We start from the raw sequence: 19,325 nt of genomic DNA, 5'->3' as shown, positions 1-19,325 counted from the left end.
AGGTGACGCACCACGCCTCCGCTACACTGATGACCGTCGCACAGCGGCATGCCGCCTTAGCTCAGTCGGCCAGAGCGATTCACTCGTAATGAATAGGTCGGGGGTTCGATTCCCCCAGGCGGCTCCACGAATCAGGCCCCGTCCGAGACACCTCGGACGGGGCCTGATTCGTTCGATGGGCAATCCCGAGATTCACCCGTTAGGGGAGTTAGCTTCGTTCGGCGAGCAGCTGCATCCCGTCGGACCCGAGGCGCAGGACGGACGGGACCAGTTCTGTCGTCTCGTACGGCGAAGCGAGCACCTGCTTCCGGACGGTGTCCGCCATGTCGGAGCCCTCCCTGGCGACGTACATCTCGTCCGGGCACGGCAGGCCGACGATCAGGTCTCCGGTCCCGAGGTGCGGTGCCAGCTGGGCATGCAGATCGGGCAGCGCGAGCGCGGACGCCGCCAGCTGGTTCTCCCTGGCCAGCGAGACCAGCACGTCCTCGCCCGAACTGCGGACCTCGAACTTCAGCCCGCGGACCAGGGCACCGAACCCGACGTCGAACAGCTTCTCGAGCGGCGCGCCCATCTGCTCCTGCTCGTGCCGGGTGATGTGCTGCATCCCGATCTTGCCCTCCGGGGTCCGCGACACCACCGCGAGCGCGACCGACACCTTGCCGGGCACGAGCGGGCGGTGCGGCAGGGCCTCGAGCAGTTCGGCGCGCGGCGAGGAGGCGCTCCAGAGGATCGGCAGGATCTCCTCGGCGCTTTTCCGCTGCTCGGTTTCGGCCATTACGGCGCGGGCTTCGGCGAAGGCGCGGTCCCATTCACCGGGACCCGGCCGGGAGAAACTGTAGGTGCACTCGGCCTTCCGGAAATTCTTGGCCATGAATTTCTGATCGGCCGCCGAGGGCTGCCATTCGCTGTACACGGCCAAAACCGCGGACCCGCGCACCTTGTGCTGCTGCCGGATGCTCGCCCACGCCTGTTCGACCGCGTCCTCGGCCTGAGTGGGCGCGCTCGTCAGCACCGGTTCGGGGAGGCCTTTGATCCGGAAGACGACGAGGTTCTGGGAAACGTCATCGTTCATGAGATTCCCCTGAGGGAAAAAGATCTTCGCATGCGTCCTAGCTACCACAATCGGCGCGCAGTCCGGCGAGGCTGAACGAGAGCATGCGCCGCCACGCGTCCGGGGTTGCCTCAACGGTCTCGCGCACGATCAGCGCGTTCGTGAAGATCAGCAGCATCAAATCGTCGGACGTGACATCCGCGCGCAGCGTCCCGGACCGTTGCGCGCGTTCGAGCAGCCGGACCGACTTCGCGAGTTCGGCCGTGCAGCGCGCGGTCAGTTCAGGCGCGTCCTGGAGTTGCCTGCTGATCGCGTCGCGGAACGCGGGGTCGTCGGCTTGCTGTTCGCACAGCACGGTCACGTAGGTGACGAACGATTCCCACGGGTCGTCGACCGCCTCCGCCCGGCGCATCGCCTCGTCCATCCGCTCGGCGGCCAGTTCCGGCATCACCGCGTCGATCAGCGCTTCCCGCCCGCCGAAGCGGTTGTAGAGAGTCCCGGCGCTGACGCCCGCCCGCTGCGCGATCTCCTCCAGCGGAACCGTCAGGCCCTTCTCCCGGAAGGCGTCCGCCGCCGCGGCGAGAAGCCGTTCCTGGTTGCGGCGGGCGTCTCGGCGCAGCGTGGGCTTCCCCTCCGTTTTCACCAGGTCATCGTAGGTGCGGACGAGAAAGTTGACAACGGTCTCAACTTGGCGTCAAAGTTGAGATCACCATCAACTTATGGAGGTTCCGTGTCGAAAACCCTGGTTCTGCTCGGTGCTGGCACCGGCCTTGGCCCTGCGATCGCCCGGCGCTTCGGCGGCGAGGGCTTCCGGATCGCCCTCGTCGCGCGCAACCGTGAACGGCTCGCGGCCTTGGCTGATCAACTGGCCGCGGAGGGCATCGAAGCCGCGGCGTTCCCGGCGGATCTGTCGCGTCCGGCGGAGATTCCCGCGTTGGTCGACGAGATCCGCGGCCGCTTCGAGCGGATCGACGTGGTGGCGTACGCGCCGTTGGACCTGAACGGTTTCACTCCCGCCGCCGACTTGACCCCGGCAGTCATGCAGCAGCTTCTCGAGCTGTATTTCTTGACCCCGATCGCTCTGGTCCAGGCGGTTTTGGGGGAACTGCGCGACCGCGGCGAAGGCAGCATCCTGATCAGCCAGAGTGTCTCGGCGACGCAGCCCGCGCCTGTCCTGAGCGGCATCGGCCCGGCGATGGCGGCGACCCGCAACTACATCCAGAGCCTGTCAGCGGAAATCTCGCCGCACGGCGTGCACGCGGCGACGCTCCAGATCGGAGCCATGATCAGGGGCAGCGCCGTCCATTCCGCACTGCTGTCCGGTGCCCTCGAACCCAATACTGAGTTTCCGGAGATCGACCCGGCCGACATCGCCGAGACACTGTGGGAGATGCACGCCAAGCGTGACGCCTCCGACCTGCAGCTTCCCTAGCTGCGTTGCGGGGCAGCGGATTCCGGGATCGGCTCGCCGACGCCAGTCGTCAGCAGCGCGTGCAGACTCGTGTTGACGCAGCTCGTCCAGCCGCGCGAGCACTCGCGGTAGCAAGCCTGGTCCGGAGTGAGGCCGTGGTGCGTGAAGCGCAACGTGGTCCCGTTCGGGCCTGGCGAGATGTCGAAGCTCATCCGGGTGTCGGTCCATTCGTCCGGCTGGTCGGTGAAGGCGACGTACGCGTCCTCGACGTGCCAGGCGACGCGGCGGCCGGGCACGAGCTCCGTGACACGGATCCGGGTCGACGGGATTCCCTTGTCCACAAAGGAAAACGCGTCGCCGACCGCGGTCGCGGTGCCGGTGATCGTCTTGCTGAACCAGGCTCGGACGTCGGTGACCGCGGCGAAGACCTCTTCGGGGGTGCGGTCGACGGTCAGCTCGGTGGTGAAGGAGTTCATCGGTCTTCCTTTCGCCAAGTAATGCAACTGAACGGTTGCAACACTATGGCAACCATTCAGTTGCGTCAATGAGGTGTGGTTGCCTAGGCTCGGTCCGGAAGGAGCACGACATGGGGTTTCCCGACCGCATCGAGCGGACGGTCGAGCTGGCACAGCCGCCCGCGACGGTGTGGACGGCGCTGACCACCGCCGACGGCCTGAGCGCCTGGTTCGGCGACGAGGCCGAGATCGACCTGCGTCCGGGCGGGCTCGGCCGGGTCGCGTGGATCGGCGAGCGCACTGCCGAGATCCGGGTCGAGCGCGTCGAGGAGCCCGCGGTGTTCGGTTTCACCTGGCAGGTCGACGGGATGCCGGAGGACGACCCGCGGCGCACGTACGTCGAGTTCACGCTGCGGGCGGACGGCGGCGGGACCCGGCTCACCGTCGTCGAATCCGGGTTCGCGCAACTGCCGGACGGCCAGTACCCGGCGACCTACCGTTCGCACGTCGAAGGCTGGGCGCGCGAACTGGACGAGCTGGTGGCCAGTCTCGATGGCAGCTGACTCCGAAGCGGTCGCCGAGCAGGTGTTCGCCGCGCTCGCCGATCCGACCCGGCGCGCGATCCTCGCCGAACTGGCCGCACGCGGTCCGGCGACGGCGACGGACCTGGCGGCGCGGCTTCCGATCACGCGGCAGGCGATCGCCAAGCACCTCGGCCTGCTGTCCGACGCCGGGCTGGTCGCCGCTGAACCCGGTGAGCGCCGCCGCGTGCGGTACCGGCTCGATTCCGCGCCGATGCGGGTCGCGCAGCAGTTCCTCGCCGCGCTCGCGCGGGACTGGGACGGTCCGCTCGCCGCGCTGCGGGCTCATCTCGACGGCGAAGAATGATCCGCGATTTCACTCATGTGAGGGACGGAGTCGGCCGACTGGCCAGCGGCAAAGGACCGGAAGAACGAGGGCGGGGCACGCCGGTCTCGGTTGACTGGAAGCCATGAACAGCGTGCGGAACAAGGCGGTACTGGCCGCGACCGGGATCGCGGCTCTGGCCACGGTCGCGTCGTGCGGGCTCGGCGCCTCGATCGAGGAGAAGTCGAACGGCCACGTGAAGGCCGTTTCCTACGACACCGGAAAGCAGGGCAAAGCCAACGCGGAGGCCCGGCTCCCATCGTGGGTGCCCGACGACGCGAAGTCGGTCACCGAACTGATCCGCACCACTGGTTCGGAACGGATTCTGCGCTATCAGCCAGGTCCCGCCGGCCTGCCCGCGCTGTGCAAGCCGGGAAAGGCCGAGGCGAAAGCGCCGACGCTCACCGCGGACTGGTGGCCGGCGGGCGAGCACAAGCGGATGGACACGGACTGCGGCGGCTGGCACGTCGCGGTCGAGACCGACGGCGTGTTCGCCTATCAGGCCGAAACGGTGGCCAACGCCGACAAATAACAGTGGCCGCCCCGGAAACCGGGGCGGCCACTGTCTGTCCTCTGTGGTCAGTTGGCGGGCGGGGTCAGCTTCAGCACCGTCGCGGTGGCTTGCCCGCGCGGGGTGCGGTAGCTGATTTCCTCGCCTGCCTTCGCGTTGGCCAGCGCGAGGCCGAGCGGGCTGTCCGAGGTGATCGCGTCCGCGTCCTCGCCGGGAAGGGTCACCACGGTGAACTCTTCCTCGTCACCGTCGGAAAAACGCAGCGAAACCCGCGTGCCGTCGGGAAGCAGCGAGCTGTCGTACGCGCCGTGCTCCAGCTTCGCGGTGACGTCGGCGATCTGCCGGTCCAGACGCGCCGCTGCCTCGGCGCGGTCGATCACGTCCGCCTGGTCGGCGGCGTCCCCCGTGCGTTCCTGCTCGCCGGGCTGCGGCGATAGCGCCTCGCGTTGCGCGCGCAGATCCGCGATTTCCTTCTCCAGCTGGCGGCGCGCCGCCTCGCTGAGCCCCTTGTCCCCTGAGATCACCATGCCGGGCATTGTCCGCTGCGCGGACCGGGGTGGCCAATCCGGTTTTTCACCCGCCGGAAGACGTTGGGACGACTGGCCTAGGATTCAGGGCTGCCGTCCTGACAAACGTAACGAGGATCACCGTGAGCGCCGTACCCGGTCGCAGCACCCAGCTGTCGCCCAACCAGTTGCAGAAACAGGAACTGATCGTCGAAGCCGCTCGCAAGGTCCTCGCCCGCGAAGGGCTCGCCGGCTGCACGGTACGCGCGATCGCCGAGGCCGGGCCGCTCACCAAGAGCGCGATCCACTACTACTTCGCCGACATCGACGTGCTCATCGACCGGGCGATGGCCGCGCACATCAACACTTTCGCGGCGGGGCTGCGCAAGGTCGCGGACAAGCACTCCGACCCGCGCAAACGGCTTTTCGCGGTGACCGAGGCCTACCTCGCCGAATTCGCCGACCGGCCGCGCGGCGCGTTCCTCTGGTTCGAGTACTGGATCGCGGCGGGCCGCGCGCAGCACCCGCAGGCGATCGACGCGATGCTCACCTCGATCACCGAACTGTTCGCCGAACTCCTCGCCCCGCTCGACGTCGACGATCCGCGCGCCCGTGCCCGCGCGCTGCTGAGCTATCTGCTCGGCGCGGTGGTGCAGCAACGCGTCCGGCCGCGGTCGTCCGCGAGCCTCCGCGGCGACATCGAGGCGCTCTGCTTCGCCGGATACCGCTGACGCCGCTTAGGCTCCCGGCATGCCTTTGTTCTCCTTGGACGGCGTCAGCCCGCAGGTCCACCCGGACGCCTGGATCGCCCCCACCGCCACCCTGATCGGCAACGTGACCGTCGAGAAGGACGCTTCGGTCTGGTACGGCGCGGTGATCCGCGCGGACTTCGGCCCGATCGTCATCCGCGAGGGCGCGAACATCCAGGACAACTCGGTGATCCACTCCGGACCCGAGATGACCGAGGTCGGCCGCAACGTCACCGTCGGGCACCAGTGCCTCGTGCACGACTGCACGGTCGGCGAACAGGCGTTGATCGGCAACGGTTCCACGGTGCTCGACCGCGCGGTGATCGGAGCGCGCGCGTTCGTCGCGGCGGGGTCGACGGTCACGCCCGGCACCGAGGTCCCGGCGGAGACGATCGCGATGGGCAGCCCGGCGAAGAAGTTCGTGGAGCTCACCGATTCCGCGCGGCTGTGGGTCGACCACAACGCGGCGGTCTACCAGGAACTCGCCCGGCGCCATCGCGGCGGACTCGAGCAGGTCTGAGCCGTTTCCCGTCCGTTCCCGCGGACCGGACGGGGCTGGCGCGGTGCACTAAACTTCGTCCCGCAGCAGCGACTGGCGCCATTCAAGAGGTGGAGCACCACCGGGGAGCGACGACGAGGCCGGCACCGCGCGCCTGGGTGAGGGCCACTGCAGAGCCGGAGTACGCCATGACACACCAGCCCGCCTTGTCCGCACTGTCCTCGGCGGATCCGCAGATCGCCGGGCTCGTCGAGGACGAGGCGAAACGCCAGCACGACAAGATCCGGCTGATCGCGTCCGAGAACTACGTTTCGCAGGCGGTGCTCGAAGCCACCGGAAGCGTGCTCACCAACAAGTACTCCGAGGGCTACGCGGGCAAGCGCTACTACGAGGGCCAGCAGTTCATCGACCAGGTCGAGCAGGTGGCGATCGAGCGTGCGAAGGCTGTCTTCGGCACCGATCACGCGAACGTCCAGCCGTACTCCGGCTCCCCGGCCAACCTCGCGGTGTACCTGGCGTTCGCGAAGCCGGGCGACACCGTGCTCGGCATGGCGCTGCCCGACGGCGGCCACCTCACGCACGGCTGGAGCGTGTCCGCGACCGGCAAGTGGTTCACGCCGGTCCGCTACGGCGTCCGGAAGGAAACCGGCCGCGTCGACCTCGACCAGGTCCGCGACCTCGCCCGCCAGCACCGGCCGAAGCTGATCTTCGCGGGCGGCACGGCCATCCCGCGCACCATCGACTTCCCGGCGTTCGCGGAGATCGCCCGCGAGGTCGACGCCGTGCTGGTGGCCGACATCGCGCACATCGCCGGCCTGATCGCGGGCGGCGCGCACCCGTCGCCGGTCGGCCACGCGCAGGTCATCACCACGACCACGCACAAGACGCTGCGCGGTCCGCGCGGCGCGATGATCCTCTCCGACGCCGAGCACGCCAAGGCTGTCGACAAGGCGGTGTTCCCCGGTCTGCAGGGCGGTCCGCACAACCACACGACGGCCGCCATCGCGGTCGCGCTGGGGGAGGCGCAGCAGCCGTCGTTCTCCGAGTACGCGCACACGATCGTCGCGAACGCCAAGGCGCTGGCCGAAGCGCTGGTCGAGCGCGGGTACGACCTCGTCTCCGGCGGCACGGACAACCACCTGCTCCTGATCGACCTGACCAACAAGGCGGTGCCCGGCAAGCCCGCCGCGCAGGCGCTGGACCGCGCGGGCATCGAGCTGAACTACAACACCGTGCCGTTCGACCCGCGCAAGCCGTTCGACCCGTCCGGCATCCGGCTGGGCACGTCGGCGATCACGACGCGCGGGCTCAAGCCGGAGCACCAGGTGCAGGTCGCGGACTGGATCGACCGGACCGTGACCGCCGCGGCCGCGCAGCAGGACGGCGCGCTGGACGCGATCGCCGCCGAGATCCGCGAGTTCCTGCAGCCGTTCCCGATCCCGGGTTACGCCGAGTGACGTCGTGAGTGGCGAAGCCGGTTCTAACCGGCTTCGCCGCTCACGAGTTGTTGAGCCGCGCTGCCTGCCTGATCAAGTGAGCGCGCTCAGCCATGTTGGGTGCTTTCTCCGCCGCTTCGCTGTACAGCCGCGCGGCGGTCGCCAGATCTCCGTCCCGTTCGTGCAGGTAAGCCGCCACGGCGCGATACCGCGGCAGCTTGTCGTCCAGCTCCGCCAGCGCCTTTAACCCGGCACGAGGCCCGTCCGCCTCGCCGACCGCGACCGCCCGGTTGAGCCGGACGATCGGGCTGTCGGTGAGTGCCAGCAGCTCGTCGTACCACTCGACGATCTGCACCCAGTCGGTTTCCTCCGCGGCGAGAGCGTCGGCGTGCAGCGCGGCGATCGCGGCTTGGGCCTGGTACTCGCCGAGCTGGTCGCGGGCCAGCGCCGCCTGGAGGATGTCGACGCCCTCGGCGATCAGCCGGGTGTCCCAGACCCCGCGGTCCTGTTCGGCGAGCGGCACGAGGCTGCCGTCGGGTTTCGTCCGCGCGGCCCGGCGGGCGTGGTGCAGCAGCATCAACGCGAGCAGACCGGCCACTTCCGGATGGTCGAATCCCGCCGCGAGCTGCCGGGTCAGCCGGATGGCTTCGGCGGCGAGGTCGAGCTCGCCGGAGTAACCCTCGTTGAAGACCAGGTACAGCACTCGCAGCACGGTCGCGACGTCGCCGGGCGCGTCGAGCCGCACGCTTGAGACCGTCTTCTTCGCCCGGCTGATCCGTTGCGCCATCGTCGCTTCCGGCACCAGATACGCCTGCGCGATCTGCTTCGTGGTCAACCCGCCGACCGCACGCAGCGTGAGCGCGACGGCCGACGACGGCGTCAAAGACGGATGCGCGCACAGGAAGTAGAGCTGGAGCGAATCGTCCACCGCGGACGCCGGACCGGGCTGCGGCTCGGCGTCCATCGCCACTTCCCGGCCCCGGCGCGACGACTCCGACCGCGTGGCGTCGAGGAACCGGCGCCACGCGGCGGAGATGAGCCACGCCTTCGGGTCGCGCGGCGGATCGTCCCGCCACGCGTCCAACGCGCGGATCAGCGCTTCCTGCACGGCATCCTCGGCCGACGCGAAATCCGCTCCGCGCCGGACGAGGATGCCGATCACCGCGGGCACGAGTTCCCGCAGCAGCTCCTCGTTCACTCGGTCACCGAAGGCGTGACGCCGTAGAACGGACGCAGTTCGAGCCATTCGTGGATCGGCTTGCCGCCCGCTCCGGGAGCCGCGGAGAGCTCTCCGGCCAGTTCGATCGCACGGTCGTAGCTGTCGACGTCGATGATCATCCAGCCCGCGATGACGTCCTTGGTCTCGGCGAACGGGCCGTCGGTGACCGGCGGGCGGCCCTCGCCGTCGAAGCGGACCCACGTGCCTTCCGGCGACAGCGCCTGCTCGCTGACGAACTCGCCGGTCTCCACGAGCCGGTCGGCGAAGTCGCGCATGTACTGGATGTGGGCGGTGACCTCCTCGGGCGTCCACTGGTCCATCGGGACGTTGTTCACCGAAGCCGGCGCGCCGCGGTAGTGCTTGAGCAGCAGGTACTTGGCCATCGTGGTTCTCCTCCGTGCTGGTGGCGGCTCCTTGCCGGCCACGTTCGCGCCAGGGACGGAGCCGTCCGCCCGTTCTCGACATCGCCCGGCGAGAGATTAGCGTCACACGATATTTGGTTGATGAATGCAAGCTTTTCGGGAACAGTTGTGGCGAGCAAGTAGTTGAGAGATACAAGCAACTAGTACGGCACTGAGGGAGACCACCATGAGCGACACCGCCACTGCGGAAGGGGGCGCCACCACGAACGGACGGCTTTCACACCGGCAGATCCTCACGGTTCTGTCCGGACTGATGCTCGGCATGTTCCTGGCGGCCCTCGACCAGACCATTGTGTCCTCGGCGATGAAGACCATCGCCGACGAACTGCACGGACAGAGCCTCCAGGCCTGGGCCACCACCGCCTACCTGATCACCGCGACGCTTTCCACACCGCTGTACGGCAAGCTGTCCGACCTCTTCGGCCGCAAGCCGATGTACCTGACCGCGATCTCGCTGTTCCTCGCCGGTTCGCTGGCGAGCGCGATGGCCGGGTCGATGTACGAACTGGCCGCGTTCCGCGCGTTCCAGGGTCTCGGCGCCGGCGGCCTGATGTCGCTCGCGCTGGCGATCATCACCGACATCACCTCGCCGCGGGAACGCAGCCGCTACCAGGGCTACTTCATGGCCGTGTTCGGCGTCTCGAGCGTCGCCGGCCCGGTCGTCGGCGGGTTCTTCGCCGGGCTCGACTCGTTCGCCGGCCTCACCGGCTGGCGCTGGGTGTTCATGGTGAACGTCCCGATCGCGCTCGCCGCGCTGGTCGTGGTGACCAAGGTGCTGAACCTCCCGCACACCCGCGTCGACCAGAAGGTCGACTTCCTCGGAGCGGGCGCGCTGACGGTCGGCCTCGTGCCGCTGCTGCTCGTCGCCGAGCAGGGTCGCGAATGGGGATGGGGTTCGCCCGCGTCGCTGGCGATGTACCTGGTCGGCGCACTCGGCGTGGTCCTGTTCATCCTCCAGGAACGCCGGATGGGCGACGCCGCCCTGCTGCCGCTGCGGCTGTTCCGCAGCGGGGTGTTCCGGGTCTCGACGATGGTCACCGTGATCCAGGGCATCGGGATGTTCGGCGCGATGATGTCGCTGCCGCTATACCTGCAGATCGTCAAGGGCGCGACGCCGACCCAGGCCGGGCTGCAGATGCTGCCGCTCACCCTCGGGATCATGGTCGCGAGCCTCGGCAGCGGCCGGATCATCACCCGGACCGGCCGGTACAAGGGCTTCGCGGTCGCCGGACTCGGCCTGATGGCCGCGGCGGTCTTCTCGTTCTCGATGATCGGGGTGGACACCGCGCTCGGCGTGGTCATGGCCATCGCGTTCGTGCTCGGACTCGGCCTCGGCTCGACCATGCAGACGCTGACCCTGGCCGCCACGAACGACGTCACGCCCCGCGACATCGGCGTCGCGACCTCGTCGGTGACCTTCTTCCGGCAGATCGGCGGCACGGCGGGCACCGCGGTGTTCCTGTCGATCCTGTTCAGCACGGTCGGCGACCGGATCGCGGCGGCGGTCCGCTCGGCGATGGCCTCCCCGGCCTACACCGCGGCGCTGGCGCAGCACCCGGAGTTCGCCCGGCAGCTGGCCGGCGGCGGGCTCGACGTGAACGACACCTCGTTCCTGTCGACCCTCGACCCGGTGCTCGCCCGGCCGATCCTCGAAGGGTTCTCCAGCTCGATGAGCACGGTGTTCCTGATCGGCGGCGCGGTGCTGACCGTCGGGTTCGCGCTGGTCTGGCTGCTGCGGGAGAAGCCGCTCTCGGACAAGTCGGCCATGGAGCAGCGCGCCGAGCAGGAAGCGGGCGAACTGGCCCTCGCGGGCTGAGCGAGCAGTAAAAAGGGGCCGTCCACCAGGCAGGTGGACGGCCCCTTTTCGGTTGCCTCAGTGGTGCTCTTCGCCGTTGATCTCTTCCTTGGCGAGGCGGTCCTTCTCGCGCTCGTACGAACGGGCGATCTCCGACTCGGCGTCGGCGCGGCTCACCCAGGACGAGCCCTCGACGCTCTTGCCCGGCTCGAGGTCCTTGTAGACCTCGAAGAAGTGCTGGATCTCGAGCTTGTGGAACTCGTTCAGGTGGTGAATGTCCCGCAGGTGCTCGAGACGCGGGTCGTTCGTCGGGACGGCGAGGACCTTGTCGTCCGGGCCCTTCTCGTCGGTCATCCGGAACATGCCGATCGCGCGGCAGCGGATCAGGCAGCCGGGGAACGTCGGCTCCTGGACGAGCACGAGCACGTCGAGCGGGTCGCCGTCCTGGCCGAGCGTGTCGTCGATGAACCCGTAGTCGGCCGGGTACTGGGTCGCGGTGAACAGGGTCCGGTCGAGCTTGATCCGACCGGTCTTGTGGTCGACCTCGTACTTGTTGCGCTCCCCCTTGGGGATTTCGATCGTGACGTCGAATTCCACGGCCGTCCTCGCTGCTTCTCGAATCTCGGTGTCCCACGCGCTCGTGGGCGGCAACCTAATGACCTCGTTGACGTCACTAGTGTGGACTACGCCCCGTCGGCCGGTCGCGCCGATGTAGGCCAGACGGCATGTGACCTTGGCCCCTCCGGGGGCGGGTGAGAAGGAGTGGTGGGTGCCGGAAAACGACCAGCCGAGGTGGCCCACGGGCGACGAGGACACCTCGTCCCAGGCGGACCGGGCGACCTCCCGCCTCCCCCTGCCCAAGCGCGACGCGGGAGCCACCGCGCAGCTTTCCGTGCCGAACGTCACACCGGGCGACGGGCCGGGATCGTGGTTCCGGCCCAAAGTCGAACCGGAGGAAGTCCCCGGGCTCAACGCGCCCTCGGACGCTCCCGTCACGCCGCCGGAACCGCCCCGGTCGAACCTCGCGGACCGGATGAGCGGTGCGTCGGTGCCCGCCCGGCCGGAGGAGCCGAAACCGCAGGCGCCGTGGGTCCCGGTGGAGGGGCCGACCCGGTTCACGGCCGGGGTGCCGAGGCCGGGCGACAACGCGGGCCGTCCGGACGCCGAGGCGACGGTGCAGGCGTCGCAGCAGCAGCCGAGGCCGTCCGCGGAGGGGGCCGCGGAGCAGACGGTCCGCGCGCAGCCGAATGTTTCGCCTGGTCAGGGTGGGCAGCAGCAGTCGTCGCCCGCGTGGCAGGCCGCGCGGAAGCCGGGGAACTCGCTGTTCGAGCCCGCTGGGTCCGGCGCGGGGTCTTCGGACGAGGGGCAGGGGTGGAACCCGTTCCAGTCCGGCCGGCCCGCCGAGGCTGCCGAGTCCGCCGGGAAGCCGGGGCAGTTCGCCGCGTTCCGGGACGAAACGCCGGGAACGGGCGAGAACAGCCAGGGCTGGGCGGCGTTCCGGCCGGTCGTCGCGCGGGACGAGCAGGGGCAGGAGCCGCCCAAGGAGGGCTGGACCGCCTTCCGCGACGACTCCGGTCCCGCCGCGGGCCAGGACCAGTCGGGCCGGGGCGGAGAAGGAGCACCTGAGTTCCGGGGCGCGCGTTCCGATGGGCAGGCTCAATCCGGCCGCGCCGGGGAGGAACCGCAGGAGAACCGGACGGGCTTCCGAGGCGAACCGGCTCCCGGTTCCGCCGCCGCACGGCTCAACCCGGGTCAGCCTGGTCGCCAGGGGAACGAGTCGCAGGAGAACTGGGGGCGTTCCAGCGCCGCTCAGTCCGGTCGTCCGGGGGATGAGTCGCAGGAGAACTGGGGCCGCGCGAGCGCCGCTCAAGCCAGTCGTCCCGGGGACGAGTCGCAGGAGAACTGGGGCCGCTCCAACGCCGCTCAACCCGGCCGTCCAGGAGACGAATCGCAGGCGAGCCGGAACGAATCCGAAGCCGAGTCGTGGTCGCAGCAGATCGAAATCCCGGTCCGTCCTGCCCTGCCCGAACCAGCGCCCGGCACCGTCCCACCGGCGGGCGGCGGCCAGGTGCGGCCGATGCGCATCGACCCGACCGGGGGCCAGTTCCCGGCGGAGGCGACCGTCGGCATTCCGCGGCCGCCCGAAGGTTTCCCCGGTGAAGCGCAGCAGGGACCGTCCGAAGCGACCGTCGGCATTCCTCGTCCTGCGGAAGGCTTCGCCGAACGCCCAGGTCCGGAGCAGATTCCGCCGCGCGCCGCGGAGCAGCCTCCGGAACCGCCGTCCGGTGCCGGGCCGATTCCGCCGCAGGGTGACGCGCCTCGGCCGGAGGGCAAGAAGCCTCGGCGGAAGGCACTGATCCTGGCGCTCGTCGTGCTGCTTCTGCTCGCCGCCGCGGGTGGGGCGTCGGCTGTGCCCGCCGTGTCCAACCGGCTCGGGTTGCCGTGGGCGCCGAACGCGCCGAAGGGCAGCGCGCCCGACCCCGCCGATGCCAGCCTCGCGCTGCACGGCCCGGACACGTCCGGTCAGGGGCCGTCCGCGAACGGCGTCGCCGCGAAGCTCTCCGGTCCCGCCGGGGCGGCCGCGTTGTCGCAGCTCAGCGGCAGTGTGATCGACCCGGCGAACGGCACCGTGCTGTGGGATCACGCGTCGAACACCCCGCTGACCCCGGCGTCGACCACGAAGATCCTCACCGTCGCCGCGGCGCTGCTCGCGATGGAGCCGACGAAGCGGATCTCCACCAAGATCGTCCAGGGCGCGCAGCCGGGCACGGTCGTCATCGTCGGCGGCGGCGACCCGTCGCTGACCGCGCTGCCGGTCGGCACCGATTCGCCGCTCTACCCGGGCGCGGCGCACGTCGACGACCTCGTCAACCAGGTCAAGAAGGCCGGCGGCGACGTCAAGAAGGTCCAGCTCGACGCGAGCGCCTTCAGCGGCCCGAACACCGCGCCGGGCTGGGAGCCGGGCGACGCGCCGTCGCTGTACGGCGCCCCGATCGTCCCGGCCATGACCGACGGCGGCCGCGGCAACCCGAAGGTCGACGAGACCATGCGCTCGGGCAACCCGGGGACCGCGCTCACCCAGCTCGTCGCGGACAAGCTCGGCGCGAGCCCAGCCGGTCCCGCCAAGGCTCCGGAAGGGGCGAAGGTTCTCGGCGAAGTCCAGTCGGCTCCGCTGCCGGACCTCGCGTACGCGCTGCTGCAGATCTCCGACAACGTGCTCGCCGACTCGCTCGGCCGCCAGGTCGCCATGGCCACCGGCGGGGAAGCGTCGTTCGCCGGCGCCTCGGCCGCGGTGAAGAAGGTGTTGGCAGACCACGGGTTCGACGTCAACGGCCTGCAGCTGTTCGACACGAGCGGACTGTCCAATCAGAACAAGGTGCCGGCCAGGCTGCTGGCACAGGTGCTCGCCGCGGCGGCCGGTCCGGACGGCAAGGACCCGAACACGCCGAAGCTGCGTCCGCTGCTGGCCGGGCTTCCGGTCGCGGGCAGTCCGGAGGGCACCCTGCACGGCCGCTACCACTCGGGCGAAACCCAAGGGGGCAAGGGCTGGGTGCGGGCCAAGACCGGCACGCTCACCGGCGTCAACACCCTCGCGGGGTATGTGCTCGACAGCGACAACCGCGTGCTCGCCTTCGCGTTCATGTCCAACGGCTCGGAGAAGAATTCCGGGCAGGCGGCGCTCGACGTGCTGGCGACGGCCTTGCGGGGCTGCGGCTGCAAGTAGCCCGCACTGAGCCGACTCGCTGAACCGGTTCGGCTGAGCTGCCCACAAACGCGTACCGGAAGGTAGCGTCGGAGGTGTGAGCCAGGAAACCGAGACCCGACGGCGGCCCATGGTCGACTGGGACCGGGCAGCCGCCACCGGCGCGCTGCTCGTGCGCGGCGGCCCGCAGGTCGCGCGCGGCGAAGCGGACCGCGCGGTGGTCGACCTGCGGGAGCTGACCGCCGAGGCGGAGGGGCACGTCCGCGAGCTGACCGGCCTCGGCCGGGACCTGCCGCTGCTGCCCGGCACCGTGGTCGACCGGCCGGGCTGGGTCCGGTCCGCGGCGTCCGGTCTCGGCGAGCTCACCGGGCGCGCGCTGCCCGCGGCGCAGGGCGGTCCGCTCGGCCCGATCCTGGCGTCCGGCGCCGGCGTGCAGACCGGGCTGCTGCTCGCGTTCCTGGCGTCTCGCGTGCTGGGTCAGTACGACCCGTTCGGCGGCCCGGAGAACAAGGGCGAGCTGCTGCTCGTCGCGCCGAACGTGGTGGCCGCCGAACGCGCGCTGAAGGTTCCCGCACACGATTTCCGGCTGTGGGTCTGCCTGCACGAATGCACGCACCGCCTGCAGTTCACCGCGGTGCCGTGGCTGCGCGACTACTTCGCCGACGAGGTCGAACGGCTGGTGTCCGGGCTCGCGGAGAGCTCCACCGAGGGGCTGGCCGAACTGGTCGGCAGGCTGCCCGACGCGCTGCGCAACCGCGGCAAGGGCGGCGGCATCGCGGAGCTGCTGCAGTCGCCGAAGGAGCGTTCGGTTTTCGACCGGCTGCTGGCGTTGTCGACGCTGCTGGAGGGCCACGCCGACTACGTGATGGACGCGGTCGGCCCGCAGGTCGTGCCAAGCGTCGAGCAGATCCGGGAGCGGTTCACCGCGCGGCGGCAAGGCGGCGGGCTTTTCGACCGGCTGCTGCGCGCGGTGCTCGGTCTCGACGCGAAGATCCGCCAGTACGAGGAAGGCGCGAAGTTCACGCGGCACGTGGTCGACGCGGTCGGGATGGACGGGTTCAACAAGGTTTGGCGCTCGCCGAACACGTTGCCGACCCGCGCCGAGATCGCCGACCCCGCGGCCTGGGTGCGGCGCCTGCACGGGTGAGCGCGCTCGCCGCGGTCCGGACAGCGGTCCGCGATTTCCTTGCGACAGTCGCTGTTCCCGGCGAAGTGTGCGTCGCGGTGTCAGGCGGCGCGGACTCCTTAGCGCTCGCTGAGGCGACGGCGTACGTGCTTCGGCATCGAGACGTCCGTACGCGGGCGCTCGTCGTTGACCATGGCCTTCAGGCCGACTCAGCGGTTGTTGCCGCCGAAGCGGCGACGGTCGTGAAGGGCCTCGGCATCGACGTCGTCGAAGTGCATGCCGTACACGTCGTGGGCAAAGGCGGTCCTGAAGCAGCCGCGCGCGCCGCGAGGTACCACGCGCTGCGCGAAGCGTTGCCAAACGGCGAAGGGCTCGTACTGCTCGGCCACACCCAAGACGACCAAGCCGAGACGGTGTTACTCGGCCTAGGCCGGGGTTCCGGGCCACGGTCATTGGCGGGCATGCGTCCGCACGATCCGCCGTGGGGCCGTCCGCTGCTCGGCATCACGCGCGCGCAAACCGTCGCGGCGTGCACAGAACTCGGCCTAGCACCGTGGCAAGACCCGCACAACGCCGATCCCCGCTTCACTCGCGTACGGCTGCGTACGGAAGCACTGCCGCTCCTGGAGGACGTGCTGTCGGGTGGAGTCGCTCCAGCTTTAGCCCGTACGGCCGCACAGCTGCGCGAGGACACCGAGGCGTTGGACACACTCGCCGCGCGCGTTCACGAGCGCGCGGCCCGCGAAGACGACCTCGACGTAGCCGTGCTGGCGGCCGAGCCCGCTGCGCTGCGCAGACGGGTTCTCCGCAGGTGGCTGCTGGACTCCGGGGTCCGCGAACTGACCGACGCGCACCTGCGTTCGGTCGACGCGCTCGTGGCCCGCTGGCGGGGTCAGGGCGGGGTGTGGCTGCCGGGCAACTTGGAGGCTCGACGGCGGCGTGGCAGGCTCTCGCTTGCCGGACCCGAACCCACCACCCGAGGGGAATGACCCGTGTACGAGGGCGAGATCGCCTCCGTGCTCATCACCGAGCAGCAGATCAAAGACAAGATCGCGGAGCTGGCGGCGAAAATCGCCGCGGACCACCCGGAAAACGGCCAGGGCGACCTCCTCCTGGTCGGCGTCCTCAAGGGCGCCGTCATGTTCATGACCGACTTCGCGCGGGCGCTTCCGGTGCCGACGCAGCTGGAGTTCATGGCCGTGTCGTCCTACGGGTCTTCGACCTCGTCGTCGGGGGTGGTGCGGATCTTGAAGGACCTCGACCGCGACATCGCCGGGCGCGACGTGCTCATCGTCGAGGACATCGTCGACTCCGGGCTCACCCTGTCCTGGCTGCTGAAGAACCTGGCGAGCCGGAACCCGGCCTCGCTCGAGGTCGTCTCGCTGCTGCGCAAGCCGGAAGCCGTGAAGGTCGAGGTGCCGGTCAAGTACATCGGCTTCGACATCCCCAACGAGTTCGTCGTGGGCTACGGCCTCGACTACGCCGAGCGCTACCGCGACCTGCCCTACATCGGCACGCTCGATCCGCACGTCTACACGTCCGGTTAGTCCGGTTCGCGATAATCCTTCCGGCCGCGGAACCCGGAAGCCCGAAATCGCGTCATAGGGCTCGACCAGGTGCGTTAACCTATGCGAAGACCTATTGCCATGCGGACGAGTGACACCAGCCGACGGGCTGGTCCTCGCGCGGGGGAACGGAGAGAGGGCAGATGGGCAACAACAGCTCGGCGGATGCCGCGGCGTTCAAGAACGCCGCTGTCAACGGCCAGGTCGGGATCGACCCGGATGCCGCGCAGACCGTGCTGAAGAAGATCCGGACCGGGCGCGACGCGGTCGAAGCTCTCCTGCACAGCGCGGGCACGCTCGCGCAGCCGCCGAAGCTCGGCGCGAACCCGGTCGGCAAGGCGATGGCGACCAAGTTCGTGCAGCGCGCCGACGGCGGCGGCGACTCCTACTCGTCCGCGCTGCAGAACCTGCTCAGCCAGTACCAGGCCGCGGAGGAAGGCATCGTCGCGGCGATGGCGCGCTACCACGAGATCGACCAGTCCGCCGCCGACCCGTTCCGCAACAAGGCCTGACGTCCTAGGGGGATCACGCAGTCATGGCACCGAACACCACCACCTCGGCCCCGGACGGCTCCGTCCCGGACGGGTCGGGCTACACCACCTCCGGCTACGGCACCTCGTCCTCGGTCCCGGCGCCCGGCTCCGCCGTTGCGATGGGCTCGAACGCGGCGACCAACGACATCGTCGCCTCCGCGCGCAGCAGCTCCGGCGGCTTCGAGATGGGCGGCGACCGCGCCATCGGCAACCCGCCGAACTGGCAGGCGCAGGAAAGCCACCAGCTCTACATCGGCGCGACCACGGACAACGACCCGGGCACCGCCGAGGCCACCGGGCAGCACTGGGCCAAGCACGGCACTGAGCTGAAGCAGGCGTCCGACGACCTGTACAACGCGATCACCGAACTGGGCAACGTCTGGGTCGGCCACGGCGCCGCCGGCGCGCAGGGCGCGCTCGTGGCGATCGCCAACTCGGGCACGCAGGCTTCCGACGCCGCGCACACGATGTCGGACCGGCTCGCCCGCCAGGCCGCCGCGGCCGCCGAGGTCAAGAAGATGCCGGCCCCGCGCGACTACGACCCGAAGCAGGCCATGACGGCCGCGCTCGCGGGCGGCCCGGCCGCGCTGGCCGCGGACCAGAAGGCGCAGGCGGACGCCGCGAACGACGTCAAGGCGCAGCAGGTCGCGTTCTTCAACGCCTACACCCAGGCGATGAGCGAGGTCGACAGCTCCACCCCGAGCTTCGGCCCTGACTCGCTCGGCATGAAGCCGACCGCGTCGCACTTCAACGGCAACTCGTTCAACAACGTCAACAACATCGGCCACACCGACGGCCCCGGCGCGCTCGGTTCCCCGGCCAGCTTCGGCACGGTGGGCGCGCACGGCGCGGCAGGCGGCGCGGCGGTCGCCGGACACGGCGCCCCGGCGCACGTCTCGGCCGACTCGGGCAAGTACGGCACCTCCGGTTTCGAGGGCGGCGCGCTCGCCGGCGGCACCGGGGTGGGCGTTGGCGCCGCTTCCGGCGTCGGTGCGGCTCCGGCCGCCGCCGCGCCCGCACCCGCGTCCACGGGCGGCAGCGGCCTCGGTTCCGCGCTCGGCCTCGGCGCGATCGGCGCGGGAGCCGGTCTCGCCGGCGGCAAGCTGGGCGAGGGCAACCGCAGCGGTTCGCGCAAGGAGGAGGAAGGCAAGACCTCCGCGGCGTCCGAGCACCAGAGCGGCCAGAGCGCCGCGTCGGCGGCTCCGCAGCAGCAGGGCGTCGTCCCGGCGGGCGGCACCATCGGCCAGTCGCAGGGCGGCATGAGCCCGATGGGCGGCATGGGCGGAGCTGGCGCGCACGGCGCGGGCGAAGGGGACGAGGAGCACACGCACGCTTCGTTCCTCATCGAACCGGACCCGGACGACGCGTTCGGGGCCAACCAGGCCACCCCGCCGCCGGTCATCGGCGCGTGGTCGGACGACGACAACTGACGCAGTGC

The 19,325-nt window shown here is 70.1% G+C and carries 21 protein-coding genes and 1 tRNA gene; 15 read left to right on the top strand and 7 right to left on the bottom strand.

The window, feature by feature from the left end:
* Positions 1-50: 50 nt before the first annotated feature.
* Positions 51-127: transfer RNA gene (locus EIZ44_RS11055), tRNA-Thr, on the top strand.
* A gap of 81 nt (positions 128-208) precedes the next feature.
* On the opposite strand, the gene EIZ44_RS11050 is transcribed toward EIZ44_RS11055, so the two are convergent.
* Both EIZ44_RS11050 and EIZ44_RS11045 read right to left on the bottom strand, forming a co-directional pair.
* Positions 209-1,072, bottom strand: coding sequence for a hypothetical protein (locus EIZ44_RS11050; RefSeq protein WP_134728493.1), 864 nt, complete (start codon positions 1,070-1,072; stop codon positions 209-211).
* Between the two features lie 37 nt (positions 1,073-1,109).
* Positions 1,110-1,694, bottom strand: a complete 585-nt coding sequence (locus tag EIZ44_RS11045) for a TetR/AcrR family transcriptional regulator (RefSeq protein WP_167754083.1) — start codon at positions 1,692-1,694, stop codon at positions 1,110-1,112.
* Between the two features lie 87 nt (positions 1,695-1,781).
* Here EIZ44_RS11045 and EIZ44_RS11040 point away from each other — a divergent pair, with 87 nt between their 5' ends.
* Positions 1,782-2,483: an SDR family NAD(P)-dependent oxidoreductase gene (locus EIZ44_RS11040; protein ID WP_134728491.1), complete on the top strand. Its 702-nt coding sequence runs from the start codon at positions 1,782-1,784 to the stop codon at positions 2,481-2,483.
* On the opposite strand, the gene EIZ44_RS11035 is transcribed toward EIZ44_RS11040, so the two are convergent.
* Entirely contained in the window at positions 2,480-2,938 is a 459-nt protein-coding gene (locus EIZ44_RS11035; protein ID WP_037808312.1) for an SRPBCC family protein, read from the bottom strand. The genes EIZ44_RS11040 and EIZ44_RS11035 overlap by 4 nt on opposite strands.
* Positions 2,939-3,048: 110 nt before the next feature.
* On the opposite strand from EIZ44_RS11035, the gene EIZ44_RS11030 reads away from it, so the two are divergent.
* The 3 genes from EIZ44_RS11030 to EIZ44_RS11020 all read left to right on the top strand — a co-directional run bounded on the left by EIZ44_RS11030 (position 3,049) and on the right by EIZ44_RS11020 (position 4,355).
* Positions 3,049-3,480, top strand: coding sequence for an SRPBCC domain-containing protein (locus EIZ44_RS11030; RefSeq protein WP_134728490.1), 432 nt, complete (start codon positions 3,049-3,051; stop codon positions 3,478-3,480).
* Positions 3,470-3,805, top strand: coding sequence for an ArsR/SmtB family transcription factor (locus EIZ44_RS11025; RefSeq protein ID WP_134728489.1), 336 nt, complete (start codon positions 3,470-3,472; stop codon positions 3,803-3,805). The genes EIZ44_RS11030 and EIZ44_RS11025 overlap by 11 nt, the downstream gene beginning before the upstream one ends.
* Positions 3,806-3,908: 103 nt before the next feature.
* Complete coding sequence (locus EIZ44_RS11020; RefSeq protein WP_134728488.1) at positions 3,909-4,355, top strand: hypothetical protein; 447 nt, start codon at positions 3,909-3,911, stop codon at positions 4,353-4,355.
* Positions 4,356-4,402: 47 nt separating this feature from the next.
* Here the strand turns inward: EIZ44_RS11020 and EIZ44_RS11015 are convergent, their stop codons facing one another.
* Entirely contained in the window at positions 4,403-4,861 is a 459-nt protein-coding gene (locus EIZ44_RS11015; RefSeq protein WP_037808306.1) for a GreA/GreB family elongation factor, read from the bottom strand.
* A gap of 122 nt (positions 4,862-4,983) precedes the next feature.
* Here EIZ44_RS11015 and EIZ44_RS11010 point away from each other — a divergent pair, with 122 nt between their 5' ends.
* From EIZ44_RS11010 to glyA, 3 genes are all read left to right on the top strand, one after another.
* A complete protein-coding gene (locus EIZ44_RS11010; RefSeq protein WP_037808304.1) occupies positions 4,984-5,571 on the top strand; it encodes a TetR/AcrR family transcriptional regulator in 588 nt (195 codons plus the stop codon).
* Positions 5,572-5,590: 19 nt separating this feature from the next.
* Entirely contained in the window at positions 5,591-6,109 is a 519-nt protein-coding gene (locus tag EIZ44_RS11005) for a gamma carbonic anhydrase family protein (protein WP_043827126.1), read from the top strand.
* Between the two features lie 167 nt (positions 6,110-6,276).
* On the top strand, positions 6,277-7,545 hold the full coding sequence (gene glyA / locus EIZ44_RS11000; protein ID WP_037808297.1) for a serine hydroxymethyltransferase: 1,269 nt from the start codon (positions 6,277-6,279) through the stop codon (positions 7,543-7,545).
* A gap of 40 nt (positions 7,546-7,585) precedes the next feature.
* Here the strand turns inward: glyA and EIZ44_RS10995 are convergent, their stop codons facing one another.
* On the bottom strand, positions 7,586-8,722 hold the full coding sequence (locus EIZ44_RS10995) for an RNA polymerase sigma factor (protein ID WP_134728487.1): 1,137 nt from the start codon (positions 8,720-8,722) through the stop codon (positions 7,586-7,588).
* Entirely contained in the window at positions 8,719-9,126 is a 408-nt protein-coding gene (locus EIZ44_RS10990) for a YciI family protein (protein WP_037808293.1), read from the bottom strand. Before EIZ44_RS10990 ends, EIZ44_RS10995 begins: the two co-directional genes overlap by 4 nt.
* A 205-nt stretch (positions 9,127-9,331) precedes the next feature.
* Here EIZ44_RS10990 and EIZ44_RS10985 point away from each other — a divergent pair, with 205 nt between their 5' ends.
* A complete protein-coding gene (locus tag EIZ44_RS10985; RefSeq protein ID WP_037808290.1) occupies positions 9,332-10,981 on the top strand; it encodes an MDR family MFS transporter in 1,650 nt (549 codons plus the stop codon).
* Positions 10,982-11,038: 57 nt separating this feature from the next.
* Here the strand turns inward: EIZ44_RS10985 and EIZ44_RS10980 are convergent, their stop codons facing one another.
* Positions 11,039-11,557 carry an inorganic diphosphatase gene (locus EIZ44_RS10980; RefSeq protein ID WP_037369183.1) on the bottom strand — a complete coding sequence of 173 codons (519 nt, stop codon included), beginning with the start codon at positions 11,555-11,557 and terminating at the stop codon, positions 11,039-11,041.
* 172 nt (positions 11,558-11,729) lie between these two features.
* On the opposite strand from EIZ44_RS10980, the gene dacB reads away from it, so the two are divergent.
* The 6 genes from dacB to EIZ44_RS10950 all read left to right on the top strand — a co-directional run bounded on the left by dacB (position 11,730) and on the right by EIZ44_RS10950 (position 19,317).
* A complete protein-coding gene (gene dacB / locus EIZ44_RS45095; protein WP_240691268.1) occupies positions 11,730-14,684 on the top strand; it encodes a D-alanyl-D-alanine carboxypeptidase/D-alanyl-D-alanine endopeptidase in 2,955 nt (984 codons plus the stop codon).
* 109 nt (positions 14,685-14,793) lie between these two features.
* Positions 14,794-15,810: a zinc-dependent metalloprotease gene (locus EIZ44_RS10970; RefSeq protein ID WP_037808288.1), complete on the top strand. Its 1,017-nt coding sequence runs from the start codon at positions 14,794-14,796 to the stop codon at positions 15,808-15,810.
* Entirely contained in the window at positions 15,807-16,778 is a 972-nt protein-coding gene (tilS, locus tag EIZ44_RS10965) for a tRNA lysidine(34) synthetase TilS (protein WP_037808286.1), read from the top strand. Before EIZ44_RS10970 ends, tilS begins: the two co-directional genes overlap by 4 nt.
* A 3-nt stretch (positions 16,779-16,781) precedes the next feature.
* The gene (gene hpt, locus EIZ44_RS10960) at positions 16,782-17,336 is read left to right on the top strand and encodes a hypoxanthine phosphoribosyltransferase (protein WP_037369179.1); all 555 of its coding nucleotides are present in this window, start codon (positions 16,782-16,784) and stop codon (positions 17,334-17,336) included.
* Positions 17,337-17,497: 161 nt separating this feature from the next.
* Complete coding sequence (locus EIZ44_RS10955) at positions 17,498-17,866, top strand: hypothetical protein (protein WP_043827134.1); 369 nt, start codon at positions 17,498-17,500, stop codon at positions 17,864-17,866.
* A 140-nt stretch (positions 17,867-18,006) separates the two neighbouring features.
* On the top strand, positions 18,007-19,317 hold the full coding sequence (locus EIZ44_RS10950; protein WP_134728544.1) for a hypothetical protein: 1,311 nt from the start codon (positions 18,007-18,009) through the stop codon (positions 19,315-19,317).
* Positions 19,318-19,325: the final 8 nt, after the last annotated feature.

It is taken from the genome of Amycolatopsis nivea (assembly GCF_004522235.1).
In the GTDB taxonomy this organism is placed as follows: Bacteria; Actinomycetota; Actinomycetes; order Mycobacteriales; family Pseudonocardiaceae; genus Amycolatopsis; species Amycolatopsis nivea.
Note: the sequence above shows the minus strand (reverse complement) of the source record. Positions and strands in the feature narration are given on the sequence as shown.

Excerpts from the sequence above, each read along its gene's own strand:
- EIZ44_RS11050 (WP_134728493.1), bottom strand. The coding sequence starts at position 1,072 with ATGAACGATGACGTTTCCCAGAACCTCGTCGTCTTCCGGATCAAAGGC.
- EIZ44_RS11035 (WP_037808312.1), bottom strand. The coding sequence starts at position 2,938 with ATGAACTCCTTCACCACCGAGCTGACCGTCGACCGCACCCCCGAAGAG.
- EIZ44_RS11030 (WP_134728490.1), top strand. The coding sequence starts at position 3,049 with ATGGGGTTTCCCGACCGCATCGAGCGGACGGTCGAGCTGGCACAGCCG.
- EIZ44_RS11025 (WP_134728489.1), top strand. The coding sequence starts at position 3,470 with ATGGCAGCTGACTCCGAAGCGGTCGCCGAGCAGGTGTTCGCCGCGCTC.
- EIZ44_RS11020 (WP_134728488.1), top strand. The coding sequence starts at position 3,909 with ATGAACAGCGTGCGGAACAAGGCGGTACTGGCCGCGACCGGGATCGCG.
- EIZ44_RS11015 (WP_037808306.1), bottom strand. The coding sequence starts at position 4,861 with ATGGTGATCTCAGGGGACAAGGGGCTCAGCGAGGCGGCGCGCCGCCAG.
- EIZ44_RS11005 (WP_043827126.1), top strand. The coding sequence starts at position 5,591 with ATGCCTTTGTTCTCCTTGGACGGCGTCAGCCCGCAGGTCCACCCGGAC.
- glyA (WP_037808297.1), top strand. The coding sequence starts at position 6,277 with ATGACACACCAGCCCGCCTTGTCCGCACTGTCCTCGGCGGATCCGCAG.
- EIZ44_RS10990 (WP_037808293.1), bottom strand. The coding sequence starts at position 9,126 with ATGGCCAAGTACCTGCTGCTCAAGCACTACCGCGGCGCGCCGGCTTCG.
- EIZ44_RS10985 (WP_037808290.1), top strand. The coding sequence starts at position 9,332 with ATGAGCGACACCGCCACTGCGGAAGGGGGCGCCACCACGAACGGACGG.
- EIZ44_RS10970 (WP_037808288.1), top strand. The coding sequence starts at position 14,794 with ATGGTCGACTGGGACCGGGCAGCCGCCACCGGCGCGCTGCTCGTGCGC.
- EIZ44_RS10955 (WP_043827134.1), top strand. The coding sequence starts at position 17,498 with ATGGGCAACAACAGCTCGGCGGATGCCGCGGCGTTCAAGAACGCCGCT.
- EIZ44_RS10950 (WP_134728544.1), top strand. The coding sequence starts at position 18,007 with ATGGGCTCGAACGCGGCGACCAACGACATCGTCGCCTCCGCGCGCAGC.